We start from the raw sequence: 12,529 nt of genomic DNA on the forward strand, positions 1-12,529 counted from the left end.
ACGAGCGGGCCGCTGCTGCGCGGAGAGCGCCTGCGTCCTTCGACACGGGGCCTCCGGCCCCTGCTCAGGATGAGGACGGATGAGAGCATACGAGGCTCAAACGACGGACTGAGAAAGCGCATCCCATGAGCACCCTCACCCCCGCCGCCCCGCGGCGCGACAAGGCCCGGACCCGCGCGGCGGTGGCCGGGGCCGTCGCGGCCGCACTCGTCCTCGCCATGGCGCTCGACACCAAGTGGGTGAAGAGCGGCGGCGCGGCCGACGTCGCGCCCGGCACCTTCTCGCCCCTCGCCTACGGCCAGAAGACGTTCCCGATCGTGCAGAAGGCGATCCTCGGCCGCGCCGTGCCGGCGCCCGCGCTGGCGGCCGCCATCGCCAAGGACCCGGCCGCCGCCGCCAAGCAGTACGGCGTCCCGTCGGGCGTCGGCGTGGAATATCCCGTGTCCTTCACCGGCACGCTCGGCGACGGCGACTTCGGCAACTACGACGTGCACGTCGACGGCATGCCGGACACACCCAAGGTCGCGCTGCAGACCGGCCCCGCCATCATGGGCACGGACCTGCGCGACGCGACCGGGACGATCGAGTTCGGCCAGTTCACCAACCAGATCGACTATCAGAACGCCGGCTCGGCGCTGAACAAGGAGATGAAGAAGCAGGTCCTGTCCCGGCTCGACACCTCCGACCTCAAGGGCAAGACCGTGTCGGTCGTGGGCGTGTTCCAGCTCACCGATCCCGCCAAGTGGCTCGTCACCCCCGTGTCGCTGGAGGTGAAGTGATGGCGGCCGCCGCCCCGGCGCCAGCCGGCGCGTCCGGCGAGGTGGTGCTCACGGCCCGCGACGTCGCGAAATCCTACGGCGCCGTGCACGCGCTGAAGGGCGTCGCCTTCGACGTCCGCGCCGGCAAGGTGACGACGCTGTTCGGCGAGAACGGCGCCGGCAAGTCGACGCTGATGAAGATCCTGTCGGGCGTCATCAGGCCGACCTCCGGCACGGTGGAGCTCCGCGGCGAGCCCGTGGTCTTCGCCTCCTCGTCGGACGCGCGGGACCGCGGCATCTCCATCATCCACCAGGAGCTGAGCCTCGCGCCCAACCTGTCCGTGCGCGACAACATCTTCATGGGCCGCGAGATCGCGGGACCCTCCGGCATCGACTACGCCGAGGAGGCGCGCCAAGCGAGCGCCCTGATGGCGGAGCTCGAGGAGGACATCGACCCGATGACGCCGGTCGAGGACCTGCGCCTCGGCCAGCAGCAGATCGTCGAGATCGCCCGCGCGCTGTCGGTGAAGTCGCGCATCCTCATCATGGACGAGCCGACGTCCGCCTTGAGTGCGTCAGAGGTCGAGGTGCTGTTCAAGGTCATCCGCGACCTCACGAGCCGCGGCGTCGCCATCGTGTACATCTCCCACCACCTCGAGGAGGCGCTGGAGATCACCGACCATGCTGTGGTGCTGCGCGACGGCGCCATGACGGCCAAGGCCGACAGGGCCGACATCGACCTCGAGTGGATCGTGCGCAACATGGTGGGCGAGGGCTTCGACCTCGGCTCGCCGCCGGCCGGCTACCCGTTCGGCGAGGTCGCGCTGTCGGTGCGGGGCGTCAGCGTCGCCGACAGGGCCGGCCACGGCGCCCTCGTGGTGGACGACCTGTCGCTCGACGTGAGGGCCGGCGAGATCGTGTGCATCTACGGCCTGATGGGGGCGGGGCGCACGGAGCTGCTCGAAACCGTCTTCGGCCGCGTGCCCAAGGTCGCGGGCGAGGTGTGGCTCGAAGGGCGGGAGATCTCCGGCCTCACCATCGCCGAGCGCATCGCGGACGGGCTCGCCCTCGTGCCGGAGGACCGGCAGCGCGACGGCCTCGTGCAGACCATGTCGGTCGGCGAGAACCTGTCGCTGGCCTCGATCGCCGCCTTCGCCAGGCGCCTGTTCCTGTCGCGCCCCGCCGAGCGCCGCGTCGTCGACGCGTCGATCCGCGCCGTCACGGTGAAGACGGCCGGCCCCGGCGCGCCCATCGGCTCGCTGTCGGGCGGCAACCAGCAGAAGGTGGTGATCGGCAAGATGCTGGGCACCCACCCGCGCGTCATCATGCTCGACGAGCCGTCCCGCGGCATCGACATCGGCGCCAAGGCGGAGGTGTTCCGCATCCTCGCCGAGCGCGCGAAGGCCGGCCTCGCCGTGGTGTTCTCGACCTCGGAGGTGTCCGAGTGCCTGTCGATCGCCCACCGGGTCGTCGTGATGAGCCGCGGCCGCATCGCGGCCGAGTTCGGCCGGACCGGCGGCCGCGCCGTCACCAAGGAACAGATCATGGCCGCCTCCGGCGAAGCCGTGACGGCCTGACAAGACGCCCGGAGGGAGCGACCCATGACCCAAGCCAGCCCATCCCTGGACCGCTCCCGCCCCGCCGCGGCGGCGCCGGGCTTCGACATCGGACGCGTGCTGCTGGAAGGCCGCGCCTATTTCGCGCTTGTCGCGATCGTGGTCGTCTTCTCGGTCCTGTCCCCCTACTACCTGTCGGTGTCGAACCTCCTGACCATGTCGTCGCACGTGGCGCTGTTCGCCATCCTGGCGATCGGCATGCTGCTGGTGATCCTCAACGGCGGCATCGACCTGTCGATCGGCTCGACGCTGGGCCTGTCGGGCGTGGTGGCCGGCGCGCTGATGCAGGGCGTGCCCCTCGGCCCGCTCGGGGTTACGGCATATCCGCCCGTGTGGGTCGTCGCGGTGCTGTGCTGCCTCCTCGGCGCCGCCATCGGCCTCGTCAACGGCGTGCTGATCGCCCGCTTCCGGGTGCCGGCCTTCGTCGCGACCCTCGGCGTGATGTACATGGTGCGCGGCGTCGCGCTGCTGATGACCAACGGCCTCACCTACAACAACCTCGGCGGCCAGCCCGCCCTCGGCAACACGGGCTTTGACTGGCTCGGCTTCAACCGCATCGGCGGCGTGCCGATCGGCATCCTGGTGATGGTGGTGATCGCGCTGATCGGCAGCCTGGTGCTGACCCGCACGCCCTTCGGGCGCTGGCTCTACGCCTCGGGCGGCAACGAGCGCGCGGCCGAGCTGTCGGGCGTGCCGGTGAAGGCCGTGCAGCTTTCCGTCTACATGATGTCGGGCGTCTGCGCCGCCGTCGCGGGGCTGATCCTGTCCTCGCAGCTCACCTCGGCGGGCCCCACCGCCGGCACCACCTACGAGCTCACCGCCATCGCGGCCGTCGTCATCGGCGGCGCGGCGCTGACGGGCGGGCGCGGCAACGTGCGCGGCACGCTGCTCGGCGCCTTCGTGATCGGCTTCCTGTCGGACGGCCTCGTGATCATCGGCATCTCGTCCTACTGGCAGACGGTGTTCACCGGCGCCGTGATCGTGCTCGCCGTGCTGCTCAACGCCGTCCAGTACCGCGGCCGCGCCAAGGCCCCCGCCAAGCCGGCGGGCGGCACGCCGGCCCCGACGGGCCACACCCCTTCCCCGCGACCCGCGGCGTGAGGCGCCGCCGGGCCTGACCCGGCGGGGATCCGGCCGCCCGCGATCCGGGGTGCGGCCGCATATACAACCTGAAGGAGAGGAAACATGTCCATCAAGGCGAAGCTTCTGGCCGTCACGGCCCTCGCGGCGGCGCTGGCCGCCCCGGCCCTGACCGCGACGGCCGCCCAGGCGGCCGGCGGCCTGATGACGATCATCGTCAACGACCCCGCGAACCCCTACTGGCTCACCGAGGGCAACGTCGCCGCGGCCGAGGCCAAGAAGCTCGGCTACGAGGCCAACGTCGGGGCCTCCAAGGGCGACACCAACACCGAATCGAACCTGATCGACACGGCCATCACCAACAAGTCGGTGGCGATCATCCTCGACCCCGCGAACGCGTCGGGCTCGGTCGGCGCCGTGAAGAAGGCCGTCGCGGCCGGCATCCCGGTGATCCTGGTCAACGCCGAGATCAACCAGGAGGGCCTCGCCAAGGCGCAGCTCGTGTCCAACAACGCGCAGGGCGCGGCGCTCGGCGCGCAGCAGTTCGTCAAGGACGTCGGCCAGAAGGGCGACTACGTCGAGCTGCTCGGCTCCCCCTCGGACAACAACGCCGCCACCCGCTCCAACGGCTTCGCGACGGTGCTCGACCAGTACGACAACCTCCACAAGGTCGGCCAGCAGGTCGGCAACTGGGACCGCACCCAGGGCCACGACAAGATGCAGAACCTGCTGCAGGCCCACCCCGGCATCATCGGCGTGATCTCGGGCAACGACGAGATGGCGCTCGGCGCCATCGCGGCGCTGAAGGAGGCCGGCAAGCTGTCGTCGGTCAAGGTCGGCGGCTTCGACGGCTCGCCGGACGCGGTCGCGGCCATCAAGGCGGGCGAGCTGCAATATTCGGTGCTGCAGCCCGTGGCGACCTTCGCCGCCAAGGCGGTGGACGAGGCCGACAGCTTCATCAAGACGGGCAAGACCGGCGCCCCCCAGGAGAAGCAACTGTTCGACTGCGTGCTCATCACCAAGGCCAACGCGGACAAGATGACGGCGCCCTTCACGATGGCGAAGTGACGCCGGGGCCGCACCCGCCCGGGTGCGGCCTCTCCGCGGGGCGCGGGCGTCGGCGCCGCGGGCGTTGCCCCGCCGTCGGCCCGGGCCCATAAGCCGCGGGCGCGCCGGGCCAGCCATCCCGGCCATCCGTGAGCGACGCCATGACCGGAATGACGCCGTCCCAGCTTCGGGGCGCCTCGGACGCCCTCCACGCGGCCTGGCGCGACGGGCGCCACATGGACGCGCTGCCTGCCGGATTCCGCCCCGGCTCGCGCGCCGACGGCTACGCCGTGCAGGCCCTGAGCGAGGGGTGGAGCGCGCATCCGCTGCGCGGGTGGAAGATCGCGGCCACCAGCGAGGCGGGCCAGCGCCACATCAACGTCGACGGACCCCTGGCGGGCCGCCTGCTGGCCGAGCGGGTGTTCCCCGAAGGCCGAAAGGTCGCGCTCGGCCGCAACCGCATGCGGGTGGCCGAGGTGGAGTTCGTGTTCCGCATGGGCCGCAGCCTGCCGCCGCGGGACGAGCCCTATCGCGCCGACGAGATCCTGGACGCGGTCGCGGCCCTGCACCTCGGCATCGAGGTCCCCGACTCGCGCTACCTCGACTTCGTGTCGACCGGCGCCGCGCAGCTCATCGCCGACAACGCCTGCGCGGACCGGTTCGTGCTCGGGCCGGAGGTGCCGGGCGACTGGCGCGCTATCGACCTCGCCGGCCACGCCGTGCAGGGCCGCGTCGACGCCGGCCCCGGGGCCGGCGCCGTCCACGACGGGTGCGGCGCCGATGTGCTCGGCGACCCGCGCGTCGCCCTCGCCTGGATCGTGGGTGAGCTCGGCCGACACGGCACGACGCTCGGCGCGGGGCAGATCGTGACGACCGGCACCTGCGTGGTGCCGGTGCCGATCGCACCCGGCGACGCCGTCACGGGCGACTACGGGTGCCTCGGCGCGCTCACGGTCCGCTTCGCGGCCTGAGGCTGACGGGCGCCGGCGCGGCCGGATCGATTTAGCGGTTTGCCCCCGCCGCGCGCGCGGCCATCATGCGCGAGAGTGGGCGCGGAGATCGCCCCCGAGCGGGCGAGGGCATCATGCGGGACGAAGCGGCGCCGGAAGGTCGGGGCGACGGCCATGCTGGACGTCTCCGGACAGCGGAGCCGCCATCGACCGGCCCGCTGGAGCCCGCCACCGCCGCGTCATCCGAGATCCCGCCCGGCCACGGGCGCCTCAAGGACCGCGTCGTCCTGGTGTTCGGCGCCGGCAGCGTCGGGGAAGGCTGGGGCAACGGCAAGGCCGCGGCCGTGGCCCATGCCCGCGAAGGCGCCGTCGTGGTCGCGGTGGACCGCGAGCGCGCCGCCGCGAATGCCACCGCCGACATCGTCGCGGAGCTCGGGGGCCGCTGCTCCGCCCACGCGGCCGACGTCACGGATTCGGGCAGCATCGCGACCGTGGTGGCCGAGGCCCTGGAGGCCCACGGGCGCATCGACGTGCTCCACAACAACGTCGGCGCCACGGTGATGGGCGGCCCCGTCGAACTCACCGAGGACCAGTGGGACGGCGCGATGGACGTGAACCTGCGCAGCGCCTTCCTGACCTGCAAGCACGTGCTGCCGGCCATGCTGGCCCGCGGCCGGGGCGCCATCGTCAACATCTCGTCGGTGGCGGCGATCCGCTACACGGGCTACCCCTACGCGGCCTATTACGCCGCCAAGGCGGGCCTGAACCAGTTCACCGTGGGGCTGGCGGTGCAGTATGCCCGGCAGGGCATCCGGGCCAACGCCATCATGCCGGGCCTGATGAACACGCCGTTGATCTACCGGCAGATCGGCGGCCAATATGCCGACATGGAGGCCATGGTGCGGGCGCGGCACGAGGCGTCCCCGATGGGCCGCATGGGCACGGGCTGGGACATCGCCAGGGCGGCCGTGTTCCTGGCCTCGGACGAGGCCGCCTACATCACCGGCGTCTGCCTGCCCGTCGACGGCGGCCTCACCTGCAGGAGCGCCTGACATGGACCGCGCGACCGCCTCACCTCCGGACGGGCGAGCCTTCGCGACGCCGCGCGCCTGCCCCCCGGCACCCGGAACCGGAAAACGTCGTCCATGACCGGGCGGCTCACGCGCAACCACACCGCGACCGCCTCCTGGACCGCCAAGGACGAGCGCCGGAGGAGGGTCTGCCTGCGTGCCGAGGCGGGCGCGCGGCTCGCCGACCTGGGACGGCCTTGGCTGCGGCTCGGAGCGGACGCGGCAGACGGAGACCGGACCTCGATCGTCCTGCCGTCCACCGCGGTCGAGAGCCCCCTCAGGATGGTGGAGGCGCAGGGCGGGGCTTCGCTGCGCGCCTATATCGCGGGCCGGCCGACGGTCGACCTCGCCGCCACCATCGGCATCGCTCGCGCGATCACGCGCGAACTGGCGGCGGTCCACGCCTGCCACGTGCTCCATGGCAACGTGTCGGTCGACACGATCCTGGTCGATCCCGCGACGGCGAAGGTCGCGATCGTCGCCTTCGACGACGCGGTCAAGCTCGCGCCGGGCGAAAGCCTCGACCTTTCCGCGGCGGCTCGGATCCCGGCTCCGCTCGCGCAGACGCCGGAGATGGCGGGACGCTCGGCCCAGCCCGTCGACCACCGGACCGACCTCTACGCCCTGGGCAGCGTCCTCTATCACCTGTTCACGGGACGCCCCCCGTTCGAGGTCGAGGACCCGGTCGCCCTGGCCCACGCCCACCTCGCGAAATGGCCGCCTCCGCCGCACGAGGTCGCGGACCTGCCGTCGGTCGTCTCCGCCATCGTCATGGCGAACCTGAAGAAGCAGCCCGACGAACGGTATCAGCGCGCCCTCAACCTGATCGTCGACCTGGACATCTGCCTGCAGGCCCTCGAGGCCGGCCCGGAGATCGCCGCGTTCCCCCTTCGCCTTCGGCCCCTGCAGGCGGCCCTGGCGCACGGCGACTTCCTGTACGGGCGGGACACGCAGCACGTCCGGCTCGACAAAGCGCTGGCGGCCGCCAAGGCGGGCCGGCCACAGACCGTGATCGTCGCCGGTGCCGCGGGGGCGGGGAAATCCGTCCTCTGCCGGCGCTTCGCCCACGGGGTCGTGGCCGCGGGTGGCCTGACCGGGCTGGGCAAGTTCGAGCAGTTCGGCGCGAGCTCGCCCTATCTCGGCCTCGTCCGGTGCTTCGAGGACCTCATCGGCGGCCTGATGCGCGGGCGCGAGGAGACCGCGGAACGGGTCGCCCGTGAGATCAGCTCCAAGCTGCGCGGCAACCTCGGGGCCCTCGCCGCCCTGCTCCCCAGCCTGAGGGCGCTGGTGGGGGCGGCCGTCCCCGACGAGCCGCTGGTCGGCACCGGGGCCCGCGACCGGCTCGCGCAATGTTTCCTCGGCCTGCTCGACGCCGTGGCCTCCCCGGAGCGCCCGGTCGTGCTCTTCCTCGACGACCTCCAATGGGCCGACAGCGCGTCGCTCGACATCCTCGGCAAGATCTCCGCCTCTCTGGCCGGAAGCGTCGTCCTCGTCGGGACCAGCAGGACGGGGCGGGACGAGGCGGCGGGGCTGGACGGCGCCGTCGCGGCGCTGGCGGTGCGGGACGAGCCGCCGGTCCGGCTGGACCTGATCCCGCTCAACCGGAGCGACGTCGAGGACCTCATGCTCGGGGTCTTCGGGCCGCGCCGCTTCCTGGTCGAGGCCGCGGCGGTGGTCTACGCCAAGACGCTCGGCAGCCCGCTGTTCGTGTGCCAATTCCTCCAGGGCCTCGACGAGGATCTCGTGCTCGATCCGTCCGGGGTCTGGGACTTCGCCGCGGTCGCGGCCGTCCCCGGCGCCGAGGACGTGGTCGCCTTTCTGTCCGCCCGCATCAGCTCGCTCGACGACCTGTCGCGCGCCATCCTGGCCACCGCGTCCTGCTTCGGCATGTCGTTCCACCAGGCGGGCCTGCGAGCCCTGATCGACGTGCCCGACCTCGTGCTGACCGATCGCCTGGCCGCGCTGGTCGTCCAGGGCTTCTTCCTGCGGTTCCACGGCGGCTTCCTGTTCGCGCACGACCGCGTGCGGGAGGCGGCGTACCGATCGGTCGCCGACCGCGACGCGGTCCACCGCCGCATCGGGCAGGCCCTTCTGGCCGAGCACGCGGACGGCGGGCTGGCCGGCGCCGCCTTCGCGATCGCCCGCCACCTCCGGGCGGCGGGCGACCTGTCGGCGGTGCCGGGGCTCGAAGAGCGCTACATCGAGGTCGCGTTTCTCGCCGCGCAGCGCGCCCACGGGGCCGCGGCCTTCGATCTGGCGCGGTCCTACGCCGAAACGGTGCTGGCCGACGCGGGCCGGTGGGCGAGCCACTACGACACGATGGCGCTGGCCGTGATCCTGAGGGCCGACAGCATCGCGTCCGGCCAGGACCGGGACCACCGCGACTTCGACCGCGAATGCGACGTAGCCGGCGCCCGCCTGCGCACCGACGAGCACAGGCTCCGCCTGGCCCTCGTCCGGGTGGTGTCGCTCCACGCCCGCTCGCGCTGCCTGGAAGCGCTGGAGGTGGGCCTCGACGCCCTCAGGATCGTCGGCATCGACCTCCCGGCCGACCCGCAGGCGCAGGCCGCGGCGCTCAGCGACGAGTTCATCGCCTTCCGGCGCGCCATGGCGGGCCGGCCGCCCGGCGACCTCGTCGCCCTTCCGGCGCTCGGCGACCCCTGCGTCGCGATCGCCATGCAGATCCTGTTCCGGTTGGCGCCGAACGCGAACGAGACCATGAAGCCGGAGCTGTTCGCGCTCATGGCCCTGCGCAACGTCAACCTCATGCTCGTCCATGGCCGGGACGGCTTCGCGTCCGGGATCCTCATGACGCTGGCCCTCGCCCTCGCCCGGCATCCCGAGGAGGCCGGGCTCGCCGAAAGCTTCGCGCAGGCCGCGATGGACCTCGACGGTCGGGAGGGGGGCCGCACCCCCGCCAGCGTGAGCTTCATCTACACCTACTTCTTCAGCCACTGGCGGCATCCCCTGGAGATGTCGCTGCCGTCGAACCTCGACGGCATGCAGGCCGGCTTCGCCATGGGCGACCACCAGTTCGGCTCGTTCCACGCGGCCGCCTACGTGATCCACCTCGCCGGCGTCGGCGCCCCGCTCCGGGAGGTCGTCCGGGCCGGCCGCGACCACGACCACCTGATCGCGGGGCGCACCCGCGTTTCCCTGTTCCACTGCCGGCTCGAAGTCGCCTTCGCGGAAGCGCTGCTCGGCATGACGGCTTCGCCGACCCGCCTGCGCAAGGAGGGCCCGACGACGCTCGACGACGTGCTCCGCGAGGCGGGAAACCTCGACCACGGGGAGCGCGGCTTCTTCCTCGCCCGCCACCTCCAGCTCGCCTACCTCTTCGGCGCGCTCGACGACGCGGCCGCGCTGGCGGCCGCACTGACCGCATTGATGCCGGCGGTCGCCGGCAACTTCGTCGAGGCCGACATCGTGACCTTCGCCCTCCTGACCGCGCTTGCGGCCGGGCGGCGTCCCGAGTCCTTCGACGGCGACCTCGCCCGCCTCGAAGGCTGGGCCCGGCGCAACCCGAGCAACTTCGCCTGCCGGCACGCCCTGGTGGCGGCCGAAATCGCCGCTCGCGAGGGCCGGCTGGGGGACGCCATCGGCCACTACGCCCGGGCCGTCGGGGACGCCCGGGCGCGCAACTTCCCGCACTTCGCCGCCCTGGCGAGCGAGAGGGCGGGACGGTTCTTCCTCGGCCTTGGCGACGCGGTGGCGGGGCACGCCCACCTGGCCGAGGCGCTCCGGTCCTATGCCGGATGGGGCGCCGACGCCAAGACGGCGGCGCTGATCGCCGAGTTCGCCCCCATGCGGGACGGGCCGCCGGCGGGTCGGGCCGGGTTGGACCTCGGCCGCCCGGCCCTGGAGTTCACGGCCGTCCTCGACGCCGCGCGGGCGATCTCGGCCGAGATCGACATCGACCGGCTCCTCCAGAAGCTGATGACCAGCGTCCAGGAGGTGTCTGGCGCCACCTACGGCGCCCTCGTCCTGAACCAGGACGGCCAGCCCTTCGTCGAGATCGTGCTGAGGCACGGCGAGGGCGTGTCGGTGTCCGACGCGGCGGCCCAGCCGCTCGACCGGAGCCGGCTCGTGCCGCGCAGCGTGATCGCCCGCGTCGAGCGCGACCGCGCGACCCTGGTCCTGAAGAATGCCGGATCGTCCGAGTTCGCCCGTGACCCGCACATCCGCGACAACGCGGTCGTGTCGGTGCTCTGCGCCCCCCTGGTCGTGCACGGCAAGCTCGACGGCTTCGTCTACGTCGAGAACAACCTCACCGTCGCGGCCTTCGATCCCCGCTCGGCCCAGGCCATCCAGATGCTCGCCGCCCAGGCCGCCATCGCGCTCAACAACGCGCGCCTGTTCGGCCTCCTGGACCGCGCGCGCGCCGACCTGTCGGACGCCAACCGCGACCTCGAACACAAGATCGCCGCACGCACGGCCGAACTCGCCAACGCCCACGGCCTCGCCCTGGAGAAGGCGGACGAGGCCGACCGCGCGCGGGACGCGGAAAGGCGCGCCAACGACGCCAAGTCGCGCCTCCTCAGTGTCGTCAGCCACGAGATCAGGACGCCGATGAACGGCATCCTCGGCATGCTGCAACTGCTCGACAGGTCGCGCCTCGAGCCGCGGGAGCACCGCCAGGTCGACCTCGCCCAGCGGTCCGGCTTCGCGCTCGTGAAGCTCATCGACGGCATCCTCGACCACTGCAAGCTCGAACTCGGCACCGTCGAGGCGGTCGACGAGACCTTCGACCTCGACGGACTCATCGAAGGCTCGGTCGAGATCTTCCGACCCTCGGCCGAAGCCAAAGGCCTCGACCTCGCCGTGAGCCGCGATGCGCCGGCCGACGTCCTGCTGCGCGGCGACGCGCAGGGCATCGGCCGGGTCGTCGCGAACCTCGTCGGCAATGCCGTGAAGTTCACCGACCAGGGACGCGTGGCGGTGACGCTGGATCTCCAGGGGGAGGGAACGGACGTCTCGCTCTTCCTCAGGGTCGAGGACACGGGCATCGGCATCGCCGAGGCCATGCGGGAGCGCATCTTCGAGGAGTTCGTGCAGGCCGACGCTTCGGTGGCGAGGCGCTACGGCGGCACGGGCCTCGGCCTCGCCATCGCCCGCCAGATCCTCGCCCTGTCGGGCGGCACCATCGCGGTCGAGAGCCGGCCGGGCCTCGGCAGCACCTTCGAGGTCCGGGTGCCCGTGGCCCTCGCGCATCGCGGCCCGGAGCCGGCCCCCGCGATCGAGGCCGGGCGGCCCCTCACCGTCCTCGTCGTCGACGACGACGAGATCAACCGCGAGGTCGCGTCGGGCCTGCTGCGGCGGCTCGGCCACGCGGTGACCTGCGCAGACGGCTGGTCCGCCGCCGTCGCGGCGGTCCGGACGGAAACCTTCGACGCGGTCGCCCTGGACCTCCACATGCCGGAGGTCGACGGCATCGAGACGGCGCAGCGCATCCGGCGCGCCCTCGGCGCCCGGCCCTGCCCGTCGATGGTGCTGCTGACGGCCGACGCCACCGAGGCGGTCCGGCAGAGGAGCATCGACGCAGGCTTCGACGGCGTGCTCCACAAACCGCTGCGCTTCGATGCGCTCGCGGCGGCGCTCGCGGCCCTGCCGCGGGCAGGAGGGGCCGCGCATCCCCCTGCGCCGCCGCTGCCGGACGTCGACGCCGCGCCCTTCGCCGACCGCTGCGCGCTGCTGGGCATCCCGCAGACCGCGCGGCTCATCCGCCTCTACGACCGTCGGTCGCGCCAGACCGTCGAGGCGATCCGCCTCGCCGCGGCGGGGCGCGATCGCTCGGCCCTGTCGAAGCTCGCCCACAGGCTGCGCGGGGCGTCGGGCTCGCTCGACCTGCGCGAGATGGAGGAGCGGGCCAGGGTGTTGGAGACCGCGGCCCCGGCCGACGATGCGGCCCTGGACGCGGCCGTCGCGGCGCTGCGGCCGGCGCGGCGGCGCGCCGTCGTGGCCGCCCTCCGCGCCGTGCGGGCCCTCAAGGCGCGCGAAGGATGACGCTT

At 72.8% G+C, this 12,529-nt stretch carries 7 protein-coding genes; all 7 read left to right on the forward strand.

Translation table 11 applies throughout. The features are described from left to right. Positions 1-125 precede the first annotated feature (125 nt). The 7 genes from L7N97_RS04380 (at position 126) to L7N97_RS04410 (ending at position 12,524) form a co-directional block, all read left to right on the forward strand. Positions 126-779 (forward strand): DUF2291 family protein, encoded by a 654-nt coding sequence (locus L7N97_RS04380; protein WP_237477138.1) that lies wholly within the window; start codon positions 126-128, stop codon positions 777-779. Then, positions 779-2,335, forward strand: coding sequence for a sugar ABC transporter ATP-binding protein (locus L7N97_RS04385; RefSeq protein ID WP_237477139.1), 1,557 nt, complete (start codon positions 779-781; stop codon positions 2,333-2,335). The genes L7N97_RS04380 and L7N97_RS04385 overlap by 1 nt, the downstream gene beginning before the upstream one ends. Positions 2,336-2,359: 24 nt before the next feature. After that, the gene (locus tag L7N97_RS04390) at positions 2,360-3,475 is read left to right on the forward strand and encodes an ABC transporter permease (RefSeq protein WP_237477140.1); all 1,116 of its coding nucleotides are present in this window, start codon (positions 2,360-2,362) and stop codon (positions 3,473-3,475) included. 84 nt (positions 3,476-3,559) lie between these two features. Further along, positions 3,560-4,522: a D-ribose ABC transporter substrate-binding protein gene (locus L7N97_RS04395; RefSeq protein WP_237477141.1), complete on the forward strand. Its 963-nt coding sequence runs from the start codon at positions 3,560-3,562 to the stop codon at positions 4,520-4,522. Between the two features lie 140 nt (positions 4,523-4,662). Continuing rightward, positions 4,663-5,472, forward strand: coding sequence for a 2-keto-4-pentenoate hydratase (locus tag L7N97_RS04400; protein WP_237477142.1), 810 nt, complete (start codon positions 4,663-4,665; stop codon positions 5,470-5,472). Positions 5,473-5,585: 113 nt separating this feature from the next. After that, positions 5,586-6,503 carry an SDR family NAD(P)-dependent oxidoreductase gene (locus tag L7N97_RS04405; protein WP_237477143.1) on the forward strand — a complete coding sequence of 306 codons (918 nt, stop codon included), beginning with the start codon at positions 5,586-5,588 and terminating at the stop codon, positions 6,501-6,503. Between the two features lie 93 nt (positions 6,504-6,596). Continuing rightward, on the forward strand, positions 6,597-12,524 hold the full coding sequence (locus L7N97_RS04410; protein WP_237477144.1) for an ATP-binding protein: 5,928 nt from the start codon (positions 6,597-6,599) through the stop codon (positions 12,522-12,524). The last annotated feature ends 5 nt before the right edge of the window (positions 12,525-12,529 follow it).

The sequence above is a fragment of the Lichenibacterium dinghuense genome (assembly GCF_021730615.1).
Lineage (GTDB): Bacteria > Pseudomonadota > Alphaproteobacteria > Rhizobiales > Beijerinckiaceae > Lichenihabitans > Lichenihabitans dinghuensis.